The sequence below is a fragment of the Paenibacillus sp. Negev47 genome (assembly GCF_058313655.1).
In genome coordinates, this window is record NZ_CM177754.1 from 4,478,870 (window position 1) to 4,499,893 (window position 21,024).

17 protein-coding genes are annotated in these 21,024 nt (G+C 47.7%); 3 read left to right on the forward strand and 14 right to left on the reverse strand.

The window, feature by feature from the left end:
* Positions 1–33: 33 nt before the first annotated feature.
* From AC4G47_RS20005 to AC4G47_RS20020, 4 genes are all read right to left on the reverse strand, one after another.
* A complete protein-coding gene (locus AC4G47_RS20005) occupies positions 34–942 on the reverse strand; it encodes a carbohydrate ABC transporter permease (RefSeq protein WP_076330510.1) in 909 nt (302 codons plus the stop codon).
* A 17-nt stretch (positions 943–959) separates the two neighbouring features.
* Complete coding sequence (locus AC4G47_RS20010) at positions 960–1,946, reverse strand: ABC transporter permease (protein ID WP_145319186.1); 987 nt, start codon at positions 1,944–1,946, stop codon at positions 960–962.
* A 186-nt stretch (positions 1,947–2,132) separates the two neighbouring features.
* On the reverse strand, positions 2,133–3,746 hold the full coding sequence (locus AC4G47_RS20015; RefSeq protein ID WP_491102326.1) for a response regulator transcription factor: 1,614 nt from the start codon (positions 3,744–3,746) through the stop codon (positions 2,133–2,135).
* Entirely contained in the window at positions 3,721–5,520 is a 1,800-nt protein-coding gene (locus AC4G47_RS20020; protein WP_458126281.1) for a sensor histidine kinase, read from the reverse strand. Before AC4G47_RS20020 ends, AC4G47_RS20015 begins: the two co-directional genes overlap by 26 nt.
* Before the next feature lie 355 nt (positions 5,521–5,875).
* Here AC4G47_RS20020 and AC4G47_RS20025 point away from each other — a divergent pair, with 355 nt between their 5' ends.
* Entirely contained in the window at positions 5,876–7,285 is a 1,410-nt protein-coding gene (locus tag AC4G47_RS20025) for a hypothetical protein (protein WP_491102327.1), read from the forward strand.
* 221 nt (positions 7,286–7,506) lie between these two features.
* Here the strand turns inward: AC4G47_RS20025 and AC4G47_RS20030 are convergent, their stop codons facing one another.
* The 5 genes from AC4G47_RS20030 to AC4G47_RS20050 form a co-directional block, all read right to left on the reverse strand.
* A complete protein-coding gene (locus AC4G47_RS20030; protein WP_491102328.1) occupies positions 7,507–8,088 on the reverse strand; it encodes a DUF4269 domain-containing protein in 582 nt (193 codons plus the stop codon).
* A 20-nt stretch (positions 8,089–8,108) separates the two neighbouring features.
* Complete coding sequence (locus tag AC4G47_RS20035; protein ID WP_491102329.1) at positions 8,109–8,315, reverse strand: YwbE family protein; 207 nt, start codon at positions 8,313–8,315, stop codon at positions 8,109–8,111.
* Between the two features lie 223 nt (positions 8,316–8,538).
* Entirely contained in the window at positions 8,539–9,327 is a 789-nt protein-coding gene (locus AC4G47_RS20040; protein WP_491102330.1) for a polysaccharide deacetylase family protein, read from the reverse strand.
* Between the two features lie 66 nt (positions 9,328–9,393).
* Entirely contained in the window at positions 9,394–9,540 is a 147-nt protein-coding gene (locus tag AC4G47_RS20045) for a hypothetical protein (RefSeq protein ID WP_491102331.1), read from the reverse strand.
* 150 nt (positions 9,541–9,690) lie between these two features.
* A complete protein-coding gene (locus AC4G47_RS20050; protein ID WP_491102332.1) occupies positions 9,691–11,715 on the reverse strand; it encodes a Na+/H+ antiporter in 2,025 nt (674 codons plus the stop codon).
* Between the two features lie 442 nt (positions 11,716–12,157).
* Between AC4G47_RS20050 and AC4G47_RS20055 the strand changes: the two genes are divergently transcribed.
* A complete protein-coding gene (locus AC4G47_RS20055) occupies positions 12,158–12,457 on the forward strand; it encodes a hypothetical protein (protein WP_458126276.1) in 300 nt (99 codons plus the stop codon).
* Between the two features lie 97 nt (positions 12,458–12,554).
* On the opposite strand, the gene AC4G47_RS20060 is transcribed toward AC4G47_RS20055, so the two are convergent.
* Positions 12,555–13,037, reverse strand: coding sequence for a MarR family winged helix-turn-helix transcriptional regulator (locus AC4G47_RS20060; protein WP_458126275.1), 483 nt, complete (start codon positions 13,035–13,037; stop codon positions 12,555–12,557).
* 270 nt (positions 13,038–13,307) lie between these two features.
* Here AC4G47_RS20060 and AC4G47_RS20065 point away from each other — a divergent pair, with 270 nt between their 5' ends.
* On the forward strand, positions 13,308–14,423 hold the full coding sequence (locus AC4G47_RS20065; protein ID WP_491102333.1) for an FAD-dependent monooxygenase: 1,116 nt from the start codon (positions 13,308–13,310) through the stop codon (positions 14,421–14,423).
* A gap of 118 nt (positions 14,424–14,541) precedes the next feature.
* On the opposite strand, the gene AC4G47_RS20070 is transcribed toward AC4G47_RS20065, so the two are convergent.
* The 4 genes from AC4G47_RS20070 to AC4G47_RS20085 all read right to left on the reverse strand — a co-directional run bounded on the left by AC4G47_RS20070 (position 14,542) and on the right by AC4G47_RS20085 (position 21,001).
* Complete coding sequence (locus AC4G47_RS20070) at positions 14,542–14,772, reverse strand: hypothetical protein (protein WP_458126273.1); 231 nt, start codon at positions 14,770–14,772, stop codon at positions 14,542–14,544.
* Between the two features lie 203 nt (positions 14,773–14,975).
* Positions 14,976–17,552, reverse strand: a complete 2,577-nt coding sequence (locus AC4G47_RS20075) for a beta-mannosidase (protein ID WP_491102334.1) — start codon at positions 17,550–17,552, stop codon at positions 14,976–14,978.
* A gap of 90 nt (positions 17,553–17,642) precedes the next feature.
* On the reverse strand, positions 17,643–19,226 hold the full coding sequence (locus tag AC4G47_RS20080) for a helix-turn-helix domain-containing protein (protein ID WP_491102335.1): 1,584 nt from the start codon (positions 19,224–19,226) through the stop codon (positions 17,643–17,645).
* Positions 19,223–21,001, reverse strand: coding sequence for a cache domain-containing sensor histidine kinase (locus AC4G47_RS20085; RefSeq protein ID WP_491102336.1), 1,779 nt, complete (start codon positions 20,999–21,001; stop codon positions 19,223–19,225). Before AC4G47_RS20085 ends, AC4G47_RS20080 begins: the two co-directional genes overlap by 4 nt.
* Between the last annotated feature and the right edge of the window lie 23 nt (positions 21,002–21,024).

The window sequence follows — 21,024 nt, forward strand, 5'->3', positions numbered from 1 at the left end:
ATTTCCCATGCCCACTCCGCTAACCGGCCAGAGTTATCCCTTCACAGCGCCAACCGTAAGACCTTTAATGAAATATCGCTGGAAGAATGGATATGCCAGTACAATTGGACCAATACCGACCACAGCCATCGCCATTTGCAGTGTTTTGTTCGGCAGATTCAGCAATCCACCCTGTGACGAAATCTGTGAAGAGACATTAGAGTTGGTTGTTAAATATTGAATATCGAGCAGCGTCCGGTACATAAGATACTGAAGGCTGATCGTCCGGTTATCCGATATAAAAATCATGCTAAGGTACCAGTCATTCCAGTAATTCAGTGTACTGAACAACGCCACGGTTGCCATTACCGGAAGGGAGAGTGGGAGCACGATACGTGTAAACGTTCTCAACTCTCCTGCACCATCAATCCGGGCCGATTCCAGAATGGATACCGGAATGGAGTTCGCGAAGAATGTACGCATGACCAGTACGAAGAATGGGGATAGCAGTAGCGGCATGATGAGTGCCAGTATGGAGTTTTTCAGATCCAATACGTTGACATAGACCAGGTACCAAGGTACCAGACCCCCATTGAACAACATCGTGAAGAAGATGAAAAAGGCGAACCACCCACGATAAGGCAAATCTCTCCGTGAGAGCGGATACGCATACAGTGCAGTCAATGCTACACTTGTAATGGTACCTACAACGGTAACGATAAAGGATATACCGTATGAATGAAGGATTTGGTCCATATCCCTGAACAGGAACTCATAGGCCGTTAGGCTGAACTTCTCTGGAATAAGCTTATACCCATTCGCAATAACTGTTGTCTCGTCCGAGAATGAGATGGCGAAGACAAGCAGGATCGGCACGATACAGGCAATGGCGTAGAATAGAAACATCGCATGAATAACAGATGCGGAACGCTTCGATACGGCTAGTGGATCACGTGATTTCACAGCTGACTTGCCTCCTCTCAAAATAATGCATTATCTTTGTCCATACGCCTAACGATGGTATTGGATACAAGAACCAGTACGAATCCGACAATCGCCTGATATAGACCCGCTGCGGATGACATCCCGATATCTCCACCGATAAGGAACGTTCGATATACATAGGTATCCAGTACATTCGTTACAGGGAACAGCGCTCCTGATTCCAGTGGAACCTGGTAGAACAGACTGAAGTCTGCATAGAATATACGGCCTATTTGCAATAACGTCATAATGACGATCAACGGAACGAGAAAAGGAACCGTGATGAAGCGTATCTGGTGCCATTTGGTTGCTCCATCGAGCACAGCAGCTTCATAATATTCTTCATCGATACCCACGACAGCTGCCAGATAGATGACTGCATAATATCCTATATTCTTCCAGGTATTCACCAGTGGCAAGATATAAGGCCAATATTTCGGCTCGGAATACCAGTCGATCGGCTGACCGCCGAACATCTGTAGAATGGTTGAGTTCATGAAGCCTGAATCTTTGCCCAGGAAAGCAAGTACCAGGTAACTGACCACAATCATGGACAGGAAATACGGCAATAGCATGAGCGATTGATACAACTTGGACATCGCCTTGTTCTTCACTTCATTAAGCAGAATAGCAAGCCCGACACCTACGAAGAGATTGAGTGCAATAAACACGGTGTTGTACGCAAGTGTATTTCGGGTAATTTCCCATGCATCACTGGTCGAGAACAAATATTTAAAATTGTCCCATCCACTCCATGGACTACCCCAAATACCATCAGCATAGTTTACATTTTTGAATGCGATCAGAACGCCGAACATCGGCATATAGTTATTCACCAGCAGAAACAGGACCCCTGGCAAGAACATGAGATACAGCACCTTGAATTTGCCAAGATTGTGCCACACAGACTTGCGTTTAGGAACTGTTCCTCCCGATATTTCCGATATCCGTACTCCCTTACCCGCCTGGGGTTGTGTCTTCATAACTTGTTCTCCCTCACTCCTCTTGAATTCTTCCTCAGGATGAAGCTCCGTTGCGGCTCCTGTGGTTCAAGTATACGGCGGGGCGAGTAAGACCTCTATCTGCTGTGGTGACCTGTTGACTTATCAAATTATGACTTTAGTGACAAAAAAAACAAAAATAAAAGACGCAGCATGCTGCGTCCTAAGCTATACTGTACGTGACTGTTTGCGGAACTCCTGCGGCGTAATACCTGTACACTTTTTGAACATTTTGGTGAAATGCGAGTAATTGTAGTACCCCACTTTGCCAGCGATATCCGTCACCTTGACGGTGGACTGGGACAGCAATGTCTTCGCTTTGGCTACTCTGCCTTGCAGGATAAACTCGGACAAGGACATCCCCTTCTCCTTCCGAAACAAACGGGACAGGTAGGCTGGATTGAATCCGGCAAAAGCTGCAAGTTCCTCTCGCATGAGTTCTTCGCCAATATGAGTTTCAATATAAACGCACAACTGATCCACAATGGTCATGGGGCTGTGATCGTCCGGGTACAACACCGGGATAACACGATCAATCAGATCAGATGTCCACTGCTTCAACTGCGGCAACGACCTTGTCACCACACTTTCTTCCGGCTCCCGTTCACCTGGATACAGGGTGCGTATGGACACATTTTTCTGATGAAGCAACGGATAGACCACATGCAGCATCGCATGATAGTAGAGACGCAGCATTTCAGGAGACAACCCCTCCTGAGCAGCGAGTAACTCGAAAATCTCATCCACACGTTCGCGCAAATCCCCAACTTTACCCGTCTCAAACAGTATGGATAATTCTGAAAACCACGGAATAGGCAAAAAGCGATCTTCCTGATCTCTCCCCTGCTCATCATAGACAAAGACTTCTTCAAGCTCCTTAATATTGCGCCGCTCCATGTCCATCAGTTCATTCAACATGCCCTGTAGTTCAGTCACAGGAACCGGAGCTCCAACGTAACAGGACAGACGACAATAGAAATACGTGCCACATTCCCGAATATACCCCTGACAACGTTGTGCCACTTCGCTCGCACTTGGTACGATGCCGTCTTGCTCGTAAGCAAGCACAATGTTTAATCCACTATGATCCTGAAACACCTCACCCGGCTTGTCGCCCAGCAACACTTCTCTCGCTGCATTACGAAGGGCATACTCCAATACCTCTTCGTCACGCAAATCAAATTCTCGCACCCATTCCTCTACCGAAATCACAATAGGTAGTACACGAGCCTGCGGATCAATCTCGGCACCATACAATTCTGCAAGCTCCTGCAGTCGTTGCTTGGTTAACGTGATACGTTGAGAGATGGCATCCTTCCAGAAACGTTCTGTAAGGAGTGGTTTGTGGGTTTTCCACCGTTTGTATACGGTCTCATAAACTTCGTTGGTACGGGTACGCTGCTCTCCATCCTTGATCTTCTCTACCGCTTGGGTTACTACCTTAATCAATTGATCCGCCGGAGCCGGCTTCAATACATAATCAAAGCTGTTGAGCTTAATTGCGGTCTGAGCATAATCAAACAAAGCATGGCCTGTCAGGAAAATGGTCAACATGCCTGGATCATGCTTCAATACCCAGCTCTGCAGGTCAAGCCCTGTTTCACCAGGCATCTCAATATCACAGATCATGATATCGATAGCACTTGCCTTCAGGACCTTTCTTGCTTCCTCAGCATCACAAGCACTGAACACCTGATCAATGCCAGCTGCGCGCCAGTCAACGCCTTCCACCATCGCTTGTAATGCATACACTTCATCATCCACGATCAACAGGTTCCGCATGGGCTCCCCCTTCTTCCTCTTCGGTCTGAGCGGGTAAATCAATGATAACTGCAGCGCCGTTATCCGCCTCATTTCTGAACTGCAAACTGGCTTGGTCACCATATTTCACTAACAGCCGGTGAGCTACGTTCCATATCCCGATATGCTGTCCACCCGGGTCTTCAGCGTATTGTCCCTGCTGCAGACGCTCCAGCAGTTCCTCATCAAATCCGACACCATTATCCACAATCATAAGCTGAAGCACCTTCTCATCGACTTGACCCGATAACTTCTTCCCATGGCACGCCACGATCCGAATGACAAAGGCTTGAGTCCGGCGCTGAAATCCGTGAATAATGGCATTTTCCACAAAGGGCTGAATCGTTAATGGCGGAATCACATACTGTCCCAGATCCGGTTCGATATCCAGTTCAAAATCCAATCGGCTTGGAAACCTCAGCTTTTGAATCTCTAAGTAATGACGAATGTGCTCCAGCTCTTCATCCAGACGAATAACACGTTTGCCTGCACGCAGGCTGAATCTGAAATAATCTGCCAGATGGCCAGCCATCTGCTGCACCAGCTCATGCTTTTGCAAGGAAGCCAGACTATGAATTATATTGAGTGAATTCAGGTAAAAGTGAGGATTGATTTGCATCTGCAGTTGTTTGAACTCCGCCTCTCGGGTCCGCAATTGTTCCTCATACACATCAATCTTCAGATGCCGGATCTCACTGGTCATCTGGTTGAAACTTCGTGTCATAAATTCAAGTTCCGAGGAAGAGGGCGGCTCCAGCTTCACATCGAGATCTCCGCGACTCACCCTCCTCATGCCTCGGATCAGTGAGTTCATCGGGCGGAATAACAGATGACGCAGAAAGATCAGTGCAGTAACGAGAATTACTGCCGCACCAATGGGAAGCAGACGAATGATCTGCTGGAAGAACGGGAGGTTACGCATCATGTCTTCCTCAGGCAGCAGCACGATATAATTCATCGCAGACATGGCCGAGGCCATCCCCAACATCAAATATTGACGTGCTTCTCCCTTGTTCACAACTTCAGAGATAACCTGATACGGATTCTTCAGACCGGGAAGATGAGCTGCAGCAAGCTGAATCTGTGCAGCATTCAATGTGGAATCCGATAATGCCCCACCGTCTGTTCCAACAATGACTGCGCCTGCCCTGTCACCGGATTCTGTGAACTGCTGTGTGTGATTCAGTGCATTCATATCAACAAGCGCACCCGCATAGAACTGTTGATTGATTCGCACCGTTTTCACCAGCGCATTCCACGTCCCCCCACGCACGATACTCCATTCGGGCTTTTGGATATCCCCTTCCAATTGCTGCATCTGGACCGGCATACTCTCCTGCACAACCGACTTCTTGACATCATAATTGCCCGAAGTGGCGAGCAGCAGATCATCATTCACAGCATCATATAGAAAAAAGGAATCAATCAGATTATAGAAACCAATATCTGTCATGAATTTATTCATAATGCGTTGCTTCGCAATGATATAATCGCCACTGCCGTATTCCAGAAAAAACAGAGAGATAATATCCGGGTCCCGCTCGCCCAGACTGTATAGATACCGATTTGTCTCCTGCAATATACGTTCATTCTGCTCCACACTCTTGGCGAGATGATTCATATTGGTGAGAGATACCTTGTCACGTACGACTTTCATGGCGTAAACGTTGTTGTAATAGAGCAGCATGAATAATGGCAGCATGATCAGTGTAAGACCCACAATAAATTTAAAACGAAGTGAACGGATCACATTCATGGATTAAGGATTCCCGCCCTTTTCATTTAACATAGCGTACTTTTTTTCTAATTTTTTCCTTATGATGGCATGTTTAGTTTATTGTAGTCACCCCTGCTTGCCATTGTCTATGCGGTCTCGTGACCTGCATCCATCACTTCTGGTGACTTCCATCCGCTCCAAATTCGGATAACTTACATACTTCTGTTGTAATAAATTCTCCAGTTGTAAAAAAAATCCTCCATTTATAGTTCAGAAGCCTCTCCCTAAAATAAATGCTGCGGCAAGCCCTGGACTCCACGAACGCCCGATCTTGACATGCATACGATATATCACTCCTCGGGTATATCACCGGGGATGTAGGGAGGCCTGTTCGATGAATATTCAACTTACTGCGTTACACTATGTCTATCTGGCATTTATTATCTTAATCATCGTCGTAATGATCCGGCGCAGGGACACCACCATCATCTGTGTCGCGGGTATTATGACCATTGGACTTCTGGCAACGGAAACCTTAAGCGGGTCTGTCTCTGGAATCTTCAGCAGTTTCATCTATGCTACAAAAGAATTACTCAGCACGATCTTCATCATCTCTATAATTGTGGCGATGAGCCGTGTTCTGATCAGAACGGGCATTAATGAGGTTATGGTGACACCTGTCACCCGGTTTATCCGTTCTCCTCAGGTCGCATATTGGGGAATTGGATTGATTATGATGATTGTATCGCTCTTTTTCTGGCCGTCTCCGGCTGTAGCTCTGGTTGGTGCTGTACTCCTTCCAGTAGCGGTGCGTGTGGGGCTCCCTCCAATTGGGGCTGCCATTGCCATGAACCTGTTCGGACATGGAATTGCACTGTCGGGAGATTATATCATTCAGGGGGCTCCCAAACTTACGGCTGATGCGGCTGGTATACCCGTTACTTCCGTCATGGCGGCCAGCATTCCTCTGGTCATTGTCATGGGAACGGTATCTACACTTACAGCCTTCTGGATGCTGCGCAAAGAGATGAAATCAGGCACAGTGGGCACGGAACCTTCATCCTCATCAGAGGCTGTGTCTACCTCTCCACCCACCAATCTGCCTATTCAACGTCAAGCCATGTCACCACGTCTGCAAAAAGCATTCGCTCTGCTTATCCCTTTGTTATTTGCAGTTGATGTGATTCTGATGTTTGTATTGAAACTGCAAGGTGGTGACGCAACGGCTCTGATTGGCGGGACCGCTGTGGTTATACTGATCGCTGTTACCCTTGCCGCCCACCGTCACGCCGGACCGGAGGAAACGACCAACTATTTAATAGAAGGATTTCAGTTCGGTTTCAAAGTATTCGGCCCGGTTATTCCGATAGCCGCGTTCTTTTATCTGGGGGATGCTGCGATTACGGAGTTGTTCCACAATCCTCTTCCTGAAGGTTCACACGGGATTGTGAATGATCTCGGGGTTGCACTTGCTGGACTGGTGCCACTGAATGATACTGTGGGAGCCATTACGATGACGGTGACCGGAGCGGTCACGGGGATGGATGGTTCAGGATTCTCGGGGATTTCCCTGGTTGGCTCGATTGCGTCCATGTTCGCAGGTGCGGCAGATTCAGCTCCTGTGCTGACAGCACTCGGTCAGGTTGCAGCCATATGGGTAGGTGGCGGAACCTTGATTCCATGGGCATTGATTCCTGCTGCTGCGATCTGCGGAGTCAGTCCTTTTGAACTGGCAAGACGCAACCTGAAGCCTGTACTGCTGGGACTCGCGGTAACGACGATTGTAGCCATTTTTTTGATCTGACAAAAGATTAGTTACACTGACACTACGATGACAGAAGAACCTTCCAATCGCTGTTATTCCCAGATTTTTCGATTCCCTTTCTCAAGGGAAAATCCGGTAATAGCGTATGCTTCCGATGCAGCTTTCTTTCAGAAAGCTTTTAGGCGACCGCTTCGCTTTTTCAGGTTTTTTCTGTCCTCTCCGTTATCGTGTAAATGATTAGTTCATCTCAAATAGACATTTTATAAAGACGTGCGTGAACGTGCCCAGTTCCAGAGATCTTCACGCTTCATCTCTGCTAATTGCAGCATGTCCACATATGGATCTCCCTGTAGCCCAAGTACAGAAGCGAAGGCAGGCTCCGTCTTCCACCCGGCCCGTTTCAGTCTGCGAATCTCACGGTGTCCAGCGTCTCCCCACAGTTGTAACAATCTCCACTCCACGAGCATATGTAGGTATGCATTCTGCCTATTGATCGGCACGGATTGGGCAAAAATCTCCACAGGCCAATGTCCCACCTGCAGATTACAAGTCACATAAGGACGTTGGTCTGGAAGATCCCCACCATGAACACATTGAAACTCAGCAACGGCTCCGATCCGATTGTGTATCTCGGCTTCAAAAGCATCCAGATCCTCTGCATAACACAGCAGATCCAGATCGCTGCCCGGAATATCAATATCAATGGGTACCGTTCCCGCCGGATATGGGTGGTAGTCAGCTAATATATCGATCAGTCCACTGCTCTGTAACACGCGGTATGCATCCCGCTGACGTTCATTACCCGTAGCCAGATGTTCTATAACCTCTGCGGTAGTACTCATCTCTCCGCCTTGGACCACAGTTAGTTCGAGCCTCCTGTAATGACCTGTTTCACACGTCCTACTTGGCCGCTCGTCAGTCTTACTTTGATTCCATGTGGATGTGTAGGTGATTTGGTTAATAGATCCTTCACAATGCCACGTGTCAGCTTACCTATAGCCTGATCCTGCTTCAGCACAATGTCCACTTCCAGACCTGGCTTAATATTTACACGTTGTTGTCCATTCATTATGTTCACTCTCCTCTATGTCGAAATTCATACCATGTATACGATTTAACCCTTAATCACAAAGCTCAAAGCTCCATCTATTGTAGACGTTTTGGTTTCAAAACAAAAGGGATACGGGCAACAACCTCATACTTTCTGGTTCCATGTTTTATATAAGACCAGGATAAAGAACCGCAGGTCTCTTCATACTGAGACCTGCGGCTTTTAATTGGATTGCCATGTTTTAGGGCTGTACGTGCTTCAAAATAGACGAAGGCGTAGTTCCGTCCTTCGTAGCTTCGCGCGCCTTTACAGCAAGCAGCTCGGACACTGTTACGAACCGATATCCCTGCTTTTGCAGCTTCGGCAGGATCGTTTTGAGTGCTGCTACCGTATGGGACTTGCCTTCTACCTTATCGTGAAAAAGTACAATATCCCCATTACGTACGTTGTTCAGCACCTTGTTAACGATGGCCAATACACCTGGAGAAGCCCAGTCTCGTGTATCCTGATGCCAGGACCAGAGTACAATGGTATACCCTTTTTGTTTGGCAGCCTGAATGACCATGTCATTGTAATAGCCGCCTGGTGGTCTGAACAACAAGGGACGCTCCGCCCCAGCTTCAATAATGGAACTTTCCGCTGCGTTCATATCTTTCATGTACTTGTCCGCAGCTGTTGATCGAACTGCATACGTATGAGCATACGTATGATTGGCAATTTCATGCCCTTCGAGCTGTTCCTGCCTAATCAGTTCAGGAAATTTCTCTGCCCATTTGCCAAGTACAAAAAAGGTTCCTTTGGCTTGATATTGCTGAAGCAACGCCAAAATCTGCGGGGTCTGAATCGGATCCGGTCCATCATCAAAGGTCAGGGCGATGAGTTTATCCTGTGTGGGAACCTCCCACACGATCTCTCCTCGTTCCTCATAATACTGACGGTTCTTCTGAACAGGCTTCGCATAGGCAGAACTGCTACCCAGCAAGATAATTAGCGTGAACAATCCGATCAATCGGGCTGCCTTCAGGTTCATGTTGTGTCCTCACTTTGTCTTCATATGTAAACTCCCTGTTAGCATTTCCCGATTCACCCGAACTAATTAACGAAAGATCTGGTCCACAACGGCAATTTCCTCAACGGTTAGCTCTACATTCAATGTCAATGCATCAATGGAAGGCTGAGTCAGGTACCAGGCCAGAACCAGATGAGCGGCCTCAACATCCTTGGATTGTGCGATACTGCGCAACTGCTCCACTTTATCCAGAATTTTGAATGAACGGTTGCAGGCGGTTCAACGCCTTATCTACAGCTGTTTTCAGGAAAGCAGGTGAATCATCCATGACGATCTTCACTGATCGAATAAGTACAATTGGGTCGTGACGTCTTTCTTGCCACATTAGGTATTTTTCAACGCGGTCGCTTCCACGTCGTTGATAAACCGGCGCAGCTTGGCAGCCACATCACGGGTGATTTCGCCGTTTTCATACAGTTGCTGAACCGTATTGCGCTGTTCCTGAATGGCCACCATCTGCAACTCCAGTTTTTCCTGATTAAACGGATCTTCCGTTTTACCCTGGTTCCAGGTGCGCAATTTGGCAATAACTCGCTCATACTTGGCAATGACCGACAGTGTAACGACTCGATTACCATCATTCATATGGGAACGAATGGCCTTAATTGCTGCTTCTGAGGTGCGCAGCTTCACCTGACGGAACAGTTCTGCATTTTCAAGCATGAAGGGTTGACTCGGCTTCGGGGAACGATTGGTGAAGAGATGTCCTAACACACGCCCGATCTCGCTGATCGAAGTCATGAACTGAGTGTTTGTGCGATTCGCCAGCATCATTTCCTTGCGATCGAGCCAGCTGTCACATTTGAATGCAGCATCGGAAGCAATTGCATTTTCGTCCAGCATCGCTTCAATTTCTTTACGCTCCGCACGGGTGGCAATCAGATTGATGGCCGTTTCTTGTTTTTGAATGTCTTTGCGTTTACCTGCGGTAAGCTGACCTGCGGCCTGCCTGATGTATTTGGACAGATCTGAGACGACCGCGAGTGCTGCGGCTCTGTTCTCATCGTTCATTTCGGATTTGACGGCTCGTATTGCCGCGTTCAGCATAATGTCATGTGCTTTCCGTTCTGACTTCTGCGGTGTTTCTTCTGTGGATTTACCATCATCCTTGGCCAGAACGGGAAGAAACACGCTCGCCGAAATCAGGGAGAAGAGGATAACCCCTGCCGCCAGGAAAATAATCAGATCCCGTTCAGGGAATGGTGATCCATCCTGAAGCACGTAAGGAATGGAGAAGGCACCCGCCAATGTCACAGCCCCCCGCACCCCAGAGAGGGAAATGATCGTAATATCCTTAAATCTAGGCCTTCCAATGGAAGATTTGGTCCGCAGCAATTCATTGCCCTGCCAAAACAGATAGACCCACAGAAAGCGCAGAATCAGCAGAAGCACGGAGATTAGCCCCACATACCTCAAGACTTGCAAGTTATTAAACGAAGCATTTTCAAAAATGGTACTCAGTACATCCGGGACCTGTACACCCAGAATCACGAACACCAGACCATTTAGTATAAATATAATGACTGACCATGTGCTCGCAGATACCACCTGCATTTTCAACTGAACCGATTCAGCGCGGTCACGCTCAATGGCGTGAATGATCCCACCTGCAACGACCGCCAAAATGCCCGACACCCCAATCTCTTCACTCACCAGATAGATGATAAATGGAGTCAGGATTTGCAGTAGCATATGAATCGTCACATCTTCCATGCCCAGTCTACGAATCCACACCCCAAGCCTGATTAACAGAAACGATAACAATGCACCGACGAGAAGTCCGCCAATTGCAATCAGAATAAAACTGAAGGTTGCCTGCGCCAGGGAAAATACACCTGTAACCGTGGCTGCAATGGCGAATTTGAAGGCCACCAGGCCGGATGCATCATTCATCAATGCTTCACCCTCAAGAATCCTATGTATACCTTTCGGAAGATGTACCCGGCCTGCCATGGCGCCAACGGCCACTGCATCTGTCGGGGACAATATGGCTGAAAGAGCAAAAGCAGCAGGTAACGGGATCGAAGGAATCAACCAATGAATGGCATACCCCGCCACGACTACTGTCACGAATACAAGTCCTAGTGCAAGCAAAAGTATCGGTGCACGCAGATTCCATAATTCATTCCTTGGTGTTCGCTTACCATCGTTGTATAACAAAGGTGCGATGAAGAGTACAAAAAACAATTCCGGGTTCAAGGGCAGGTGAACACCTGCGGGAAGCAAAGCTATGGCTACACCAAGCACGATTTGAATAAGCGGAATGGGAATAAAGGGTACAAACCGGTTTAAAATATTGGATAAACCGATCAGGACCAGTAACACAAGTACGGCAATAAATATCTCCATGATGACATCCCTTTCCGCTATAGAAGTGGTGAAACCTTTGTTGTATAGGTTTATTTTAACATAATCCAGACTTTGTTATAAAAATGTTGTCATATTCATATACCCATTCAACTGGTCTCAGACCAGTCTATATAAGTTGGAACTATTCATTTACACGTTAACGGAGAGGACAGAAAAAACCTGAAAAAGCGAAGCGTTCGCCTAAAAGCTTTCTGAAAGAAAGCTGCATCGGAAGCATACGCTATCCCCGGATTTTCCCCTTTGGAAAAGGGAATCAAAAAATCTGGGGATAACAGCGATTGGAAGGTTATTCTGTCATCGTAGTGTCAGTGTAAATAATCTTTAGTTCAACTTATATAGATTGAAGATTTCTGATGGATTCTGTATATAAGATGTTACAATATGCTTAGGACAATACCCGGTTGGAAAGGAACTTGCATCTATGGCATTTGGAATTAAACGACAGGAGCTTGCTGCGTGGAAGGAACAAGTAGCTCGTGGTGAGATTGCCTACCTCACTCATTTCTGGATCGACAATCGATTTCCCGGTATCACCAGCGTCACCAAAGTCGGCTGCGCAGATCTGGAGCGTCTGGACCGCTGGTGTAACGATCATGGACTGGACCCGCGATACATTCATCGGCGGCAGCCATTTCCCCACTTCGACCTAATGGGCAGCAAGCAAAAGGAGATCTTGATCCAGGAAGGTATGACCGATCATGTGGTTCGCTTTCATATGTAAACCAACTCAAAAACGCCAGTCTTCAAGGTTCATCCCCCCGCAACTAGGGACGAACTCATGAGGACTGACGTCTTTAAGTGATCAAGTCATATATTGACTACCGATGAATCTGCTCAAATGACTTCATGTTCTCCAACAGTTTCAACTCAATTTTCTTCAGCATACCGAACATCTGCTGTTGCTCTTCCTCGGAAAGTGCTTGCAACAATTCCCACGTCATTCGGCCGCGATTCGCATTAAGTGTCTTGGCAAGCTGTGTTCCCTCATCTGTTAAGGACAGCCACACAATTCTTCGATCTTCTTCACTGCGCACACGCTGGATCAACCCTTCTGTTTCCAGTTGATTCAGTACAATGGTGGTTGCACCGGAAGACAAACTGAGTTGTCTGGCCACATCAACCGCCATGCAGCGTTTTTCGCGTAAAATCATGCTCAATATATGACTTTTTGTCGGATTCAGTTTGCAGTTGGTTTCGGTCTTCTGCTGCTGATCCAATACCTTATTTTTATATCTGAAGAAGGCCTCCAACAATTGATCTACATTTGCCAATTGAGAGTTTCGCTCCGTATCCGGGCTCATAAACGTTCCTCCTGCCTTTCATCATAACCTGCCTTTTATTGTAACATATTTACACTATTTTGTTTGTGAAATATACGCTTGTATTGGACACCCTTTATTTGACGGAAAGACCTGTGTTTTATTATGGCATACATCTATTGCTTTCTTGCGATGGGTTTGATTATAATAATCTATATCTTTAAGTTACTTTTAGTTACTTAATGATTTTAATAAATTTGTTGTTATAAAGTAAATGAAGCGTCATCATTATATTGCAAGGGACTTATGCACATGGATCAGAATATACAATCTCAACTTAAAACAGATGTTTGCATCGTCGGTGCAGGTCCTGGCGGTGCTTTGCTTTCTTATCTACTGAATCAAAAAGGAATCTCCACGATTCTCATCGAGCGGCAACCCCACCTGCACAAGTCGTTTCGCGGAGAGCTGCTCAATGTGGACGGCGAAGCGATTTTGAATAAACATGGCCTTTATTCGCTCATTCAGGAACTGGGAGCCCTGCTCTTGGAACAGATTCAATATTGGGAAAATGGGCAGATTATTCACACCGTTTCGCCAGGCAATGGAGAATCTCATGTTGGTATTCATGTACCTCAAGATCACCTCCTGGAAGCCATCGTATCGCATGCTCGTCAGCACAATTCTAATGAACAAGTGCTGTTTAATACCATCATGACTGGCTTGCTACGAGACAAAAACGGCCAGACCGTTGGTATTAACATTCGACAGAACGGCGTTCCTGCTTCCATCGAAGCATCTGTTATTGTCGGTGCAGATGGCAGATACTCTGCTGTACGCAAACATTCCGGCTTGACCCCCGAGATTCGCAAGCACGGGTATGACCTGTTATGGGCACGTATTCCGGCACCTTCAGGATGGGAACCGGCTGTTCGGATGGCAAGCATGGATGGACAACAGCTCGCATTGTTCTCACAATTCGGCGGTTATGTTCAGATTGGCTGGAACATCCCTGAGGGGGCATATGCCAAGTTGCGCGAGCAACCGATTGCTCCTTTTGTAGATAAACTTGTATCTGCCTTTCCTTGTCTGGCTGATTCTGTGGCTGCCCATATTCAGAGCTGGAGTGATTTTGTTCTATTATCTGTCGAAAGCAGCTATTGCCAATCATGGGCACAGGACAATGTTGTGCTCATCGGTGATGCCGCCCATACCATGACACCAACTGGTGCATTTGGACTTAATGCGGCGCTGGAAGATGCGGACGCACTCTCGGAGTTGCTTGTTCGGATGGCCGCAGATCAATTCCAATCCACTGAACTGCTTCAGGAACTTCAGACGATTCGCGGAGCAAAGGTACAGCAGCAACTTGCACGGCAAGTAGAGATGGAGTCCTCTTTCCAGCAGCGCTATGAATCCTTTCTCTAAACCCAGTTAATTCTGGTATCTGCCAAAATGCCCAAAACAGCCGATCACTTCCTCATGGAGAAGAATCGGCTGTTTGGCTTTCTTATATTTATCTTCTTTATGTAACCCGTATCCTTATTCATCTTCGTTTGCGTGGAGCAAATGAGTCTTCTCGGGATGCCCCTTCTTGTTCAGTATCAACGTCCTTCGGATAGGACGACATGCCTTCTTTTTCATATATCGCTTTCTCCAGATTACTTAGGCGGCGCAGTACTTGTTTGCTTTTACGAACAATATATACAATACCAATAATCAGCAGGATCAACATCAAAGTGAATATAATCACCTCGGGGAAAAAGACAAATGACATGAATCCACCTCCTTTTGAAAACGATTTCTTTCTATCATTCTAACCCGAATGTCCCAAGATGTGAACCCTGACTGGAAGTTATCGTTGATGAAATAGGGGAAAAAGTCTGCTCCGGCGACATTGTCTCACCTAGTCCAAAAGCAAAAAAAGGCGGCATCCCTGTTCAGGAGTACCACCTCGAATAAGAATCGAAGTCTGTTATCTCACCCTTCTCTGCCGTTCATGGCACTGACCCGAAGTTCCGTCAGAGGCAGAGACGACTGCTCCGGATGACGAAGTCTTACCGTCCGGCTCTCACCGGGGAGCAGATCGAAATAATTATCACTGAATCGGACACGTCCAAGGGGAAGCTCCAGCTTCACCAATCGTGCAATTGCACCACTGGCCGTAACCGTTACAGACTGCTCCTCTTCGTTCACATGCACGCTCAATTGAGACTTCGGCAATGTCACATCCTTCGGATCACGCAAGAAGTATCGGTTGCTCGGTGCCGCAAACCCTTCGGATACCAACTCAACCATGACTTCCTCCGCTCGTCTACCCTGTAGCACCTCTACTTCATTTAATTCGGCAATACACAGCGAGGATTGGGGTATTACTTCAACAGCATGTGTGCTGGAATAGATCTTCTCTCCATGCAATGCATAGACATTGAGTCGAAGCTCGCCTTTCAAGACGTCCTGCGTATCATTCACGACCCACAACGCAAGTGGCTCACCCGGTTCATGCTCTAGTGACAACAGGACAGGATGAAAGAATATTTTCCCGTAATAAAAGGATGCCTTCGGCAGCAGCTCATAGTCAATCATGGACCAGCTTGTTCCTGGCCAACTATCGTTCAATTGCCACACAAGCGCTCCGCTGTTACGGTGATTGATGCGCCGGAAATGTTCAATTCCATATCGCAGCCCTTCTGCTTGAGTGAGCATGGAGTAGTTCATATACTCTTCTATATCTTGCGGAATGCCTGTATAACCCTCCATTAGCAGAATACCTTTTTGATGATTGGTATCCTTGTTACGGTAGGCCATCTCCGGACTGCCCCAGTAAAACTGACCTGCGGGCATATTTTTCTCCAGCGTGTAGCGATTGGCCGAGGCGTGCATACCGAATTCACTGCTGAACAGCGCATGATCCTTTTTATAATTTTTGAACGTTACACCTTCAATACTGTAGTCCAGCAGCGGTGGCTCTCCGTGTTTCCTTGGATAGACAGAGCCGTGCCATACCTGCCAGTTGTGGCGATCCCCCACATCCGGGTCATTCGCATCCTGACCATTGCTGTCCCCGAACGGCGAAGAAGGCCAGTACGGACGAGACAGATCCAAGCGCTCCAGCACTTCAGGGATCAGCTCATGATAGATCAGTTCGCCGTAGAACGGACTGGTAATATCTCCACTTGCCGACTTCATATCATAGAGCCAATCTATTTCATTATTCCCACACCAGAGAGCAAGCGAGGCACGATTGCGTAGGCGCAGTACATTGTTTTCTACCTCTTGCCGTACGTTGTCCATGAAATCACGATTGAAATCCGGGAAGAGCGCATTCGCAAAAGCAAAATCCTGCCACACCAACACCCCTTGCCGATCACACTCATCGTAGAAGACATCCTTCTCATATATACCACCGGCCCAGACGCGCAGCATGTTCATATGCCCTTCCACCGACAGCTCGACAAGCTCACGATATCGGGAGTTCGGGATGGCGCCGATCAGATGATCAGCCGGAATCCAGTTGGCTCCCTTCGCGTAGATCTTGACTCCATTCAGGATAAAAGCAAATGCATCTTCCCCCCGTTCATTGTGAAGAGCCAGTTCAATCGTTCGTATCCCATAAGGCTCGCTATAACGATCCACCTCAACGCCATCTGCGTACAATGTAACCTCCAGTGTATACAGATAAGGGTCACCCAGATCATGAGTCCACCATAACTGAGGTGACGTAACGTTCAATCTGATATCTGCCTTACCACCTTCTACAGGCAGTTCAGTGGCATCTGCTACCTCGTTTCCGCTGCGATCCAGCAGACGAACATGACAGGACATAACCACAGCTTGCTCCCGTTTCTGCCTGTTACGGAAAGACAAGACGGACTTCACATCCGCCGTGACATGCAATGCAGCCAGCTCTGTACTGACTGATTCCGTTCGAGCATACACACTTTCTAGCTTGGCAATGGTTCGTTTTTCCAGCCGCACTGCACCCCAGATGCCTACCGTAACCATGCGTGGACCCCAATCCCAGCCAAAGTTCATCGCCGCCTTGCGCAACCATGGCCGTTCCTTCGTATACGAGGACCAGTCGAAGGTCTCTTTGTCCCGGTGATGCAGGTGAAGCGGGTCGAACTTGACAGCAATCGCATTCCAGCCGTTACGCACCAGAGATGTGACATTAAACGTATGTGACATGAGCATATTGGCCGTTTTTCCAACTTCATGGCCGTTGACGTAGACCGTTGCAAACGTATCCAACCCTTCAAACACCAGTTCAAAGTGCTCCTCCGTCTCTGCATCTCTCACGAGATTGAAGGTTGTACGGTACCACCATTCCTTTTGCTCAATCCAGCGACTTTTGACATCATTATGTCCGTAATAGGGTGGATCAATGATACTACGCTCAACCAGTGCAGCGTGTACATCTCCGGGTACTTCAGCCCCAATCCAGAAGCGATCATCCAGTGCAGCAGCTGCCACATCCATTGCCCGCTTCTCCCCAACTTCAAAATGCTGTATCTTCCATTGTCCTGATAAATCCTGACTTGAACTAAGGTTCTTCATTATTACGCCCTCGCTCCCCAAGACCCCTGAGTTATGCCGCATCGAAAACGTTTGCAGAAATACAAAACATGCTTCGTAATCTGCTCGCTTCTAACTTCCGGAGGGCTTGAATGACATTGCCTCCTCGCGATATTCACTCGGGGTCTTGCCCGTATGTTTTTTGAACAGCCTGCTAAAATATTTCACGTCTTCATAGCCACTGATGGCAGCGACTTCACTGACCTTCGCTGGAGACACCGCCAGCATATCCATTGCTCTTCGTATACGCGTGTCGATGACAAAATCACCGAAAGTCACACCCATTTCTTTTTTAAACAACTCACTGAGGTGGCCCGGATGCAAATGAACATGTCCAGCTACCTGCTGCAGATTAATATCCTGAGCCAATGAAGACTCAATATAACCTATCGCTTTTTGCACATGTGCAGCCTGCCCCTGACCCATGCGACTATGATAGGCATGCATCACACCATACAGATGATGGAACAGCATATCCCCAAGTTCCACAGCATCTGCATCCGGTTCCGGCAACCAGGGTTCCAGCCTTGCGGATTCTTCACGTCCTATAGCTCGCATCGTACGAGTCAGCCAGCGATGACCTGCAATAACGGCAGATTGAAGACAGGCACCGAACGATTCTGGTGTGACTTCCGGTTCTGCTATCAGATTGGCCACAAGTTCTCGTGTCCATGTCGTTAACGTGACCGAATCATTATCCAGCAGCAATGTGCCGAGTACGGTCTCCTCTTCTTGCGTAAGTACGGTTTTGCCACCTTGACGGTCCTGAATGTGCTTATAATGCCATATTTTATAATCAATCAAACTCCGATATCGGAATGCCGCTGAAGCGGTTCTATAGCTCTCGTGCAGATCTGCAGATCTATGAACTGGCAGACCTATTGCTGCACGCAAGGTGCACTTCAATAATTGTTCCACCCGACATAATGCACTCTCCAGCCTGAATGGATATTCCTGTTCCACCAGCGGCCATGAGACAACACAGACAATTTGCTGCTTCTCTACATGCGCAATGGCTCCTGGCAGCAGATCCTCCAGTGTGTTTTGCACCGCAAATCGTAATAGTGCATCCGAGGAACGATCCCAGCCCTCTGCTCGAAGAACCATGACTTGTCTGAGAATCTGTTCATCATTCAAACCATCGACCGCTTCCTTCTGTACACCAGACTGCAAGAACGATGGACAAGGACCAGAAGAGATATCACCATCAATAATCCATCCGGCAAACAACCGCTCCCGATTCTCCCGCATGAGCTGTCCCTCTCTGGACTTCTCTGCCCAACGTTCTGTTATTCGCTGTTTGGCCTGTAACACGGTCTTGATAATCTCTTCCGGCTTGCTTGTTTTGAGCAAATAATCGGTAACACCTTGGCGAATCGCCTGCTGTGCATAAGAAAAGTCATCGTATCCGGATAAAATAATAACCTCCAGCTCAGGTAGCAATCGCAGTCCCTCTTCTGCCAGTTCCAGACCCGACCTGCCTGTCATCCGGATATCCGTCATCAGGATATGTGGACGTTCCTCCGCCATGCGCATTAACGCCTCCTCTGCCGAGGCAGCAGGTTGAAGTAATTCAATCCCAAGTTCATGCCAAGCGATCACACTGGCAAGTCCTGTACGAATAATGACTTCATCATCAACAATTAATAGTCTCATGGCGCTCCCTCCAGGATTGGAATGGAAAACGAAATGCGGGTACCACCACCGACTCTGCTATCCACTTCGAGCTGTGCTTCCGGTCCATAATGAAGCAGCAGTCTCTCGTTCACATTACAGAGCCCATAACCGCCTTGGGTTAGTTGCTTTTCCGTCTGTTTTTCCGTCTGAACAATGCTTATCCTTAATTGCTCCAGCTTGCTCGGCTCCATGCCGACACCATCATCCAGCACCAAGACATTCATCTGTTCATTCTCTGGATCCTTGCGAATCATAATGGTGATGGTTCCCATGGCCGCTTTGGGCTGAATCCCGTGAATCATCGCATTCTCGACGAGCGGTTGCAGGAGCAACTTCAGCATCATAAGCTGCTCTAATGCCGGATCTACGATATAATGCAAGATAAATTGATCCGGGAAACGAATCGACTGCACACGCACATAATGACGAATATGAGCAATCTCCTGTTCCACAGGGCAGTAATCCTGACCATTGTTCAAGCTGATACGCAGAAAATCACTCAAGCCCTCCACCATATCCGCAATTCTCTTCTCTTCAGACATTAAGGCAATCCAGTGAATCGAAGAGAGCGTGTTATAGAGAAAGTGCGGGTTAATCTGCGCCTGAAGCACTCGAAGATCCGCTTCTTTTTTGCGGGCTTCACCACGAATAACCTCTTCCTTCAACAACTGAATATGTGCACCGAGCAGATTGTAACTCTCCCCAAGCCTGCCGATCTCGTCATCACTTTCAGACCGAAACAAAGGAAGCGGGCGTTCGGGATCAATTCGAGACAGATGCCGGGTAAGTACACGAAGCGGCCTCGTCACACGCTGCACGGTAAACCAGACCAATCCAGCACTAATCGCAGCAGACATCGCAACGGCACACCCGGTTAGAATAAGGATATACCGATTCTCCGACTTGTACTGGTCATAAGGAACCGTTCCAACCAACGTCCAACCGGTCAGTTCTTCCGGATAATAGAGCAATGTCCGTTTATCCTCACCACTGCCATATGTGGTTGTTCCGTTACCGCCACCCTGAATTAACGTTGTGACTCCTGGTTCGACCTGCTCCAGCTTAAGTCCAAGCCGGGATTTGTCCATGGAAGACAAGATCTCTCCCGAACTGCCGATGAGTTCCAGTCTGCCTTGCCCTCTGCCTAATCCCAGAGCAGCCCATCCCTGGGATATGGCCTTCTCATCCAGACTGATCGCCAGCCAGCCGATGGGTCGATAATCATGAATACTGCGGATCGGTCGAACCAATGTGATCACATTTTGTATACCCGCATAATTCTGAACTGGGTATACCCCCGTCCATTTTTTTACCGCTTCTCCGCTCGGTACAGGAGGATAAGATAAGCTTGAATTGTTGGATTCATACCAGGTAGCCGTAGACAATGTGGCATCGAAGCGGCTTGGATATATGGCGATATTCGCAATATATTTTTTGGAAGCCGCCAGATTGGTCATCCTGCCCAGGATATCCACCCGGTCTAGCTCATGATCTTCATTGTGGCTAAGATACTGCTGGATGTCCCGTTCTCCAATCAGGAAAATGGACAGGTTCTCGGCATCCTGCAGCATATAACGAAGATTTGCTTCGACCTGTTTCAGCGTATCCATGCCGGACAGCTTTGTTTTTTGCTCTGTGATGCGGGAAGAGATCAGAAAGGCGAACAGGCCCAAGGCCAGCAAAGGCACAATCATTGAAGCCGTCACAACGACGGATAGCTTCCTTTGTAACGAAGATGTGAGCCAGCGTGCCAAACGTTTCTCCTCCTCTGGATGCG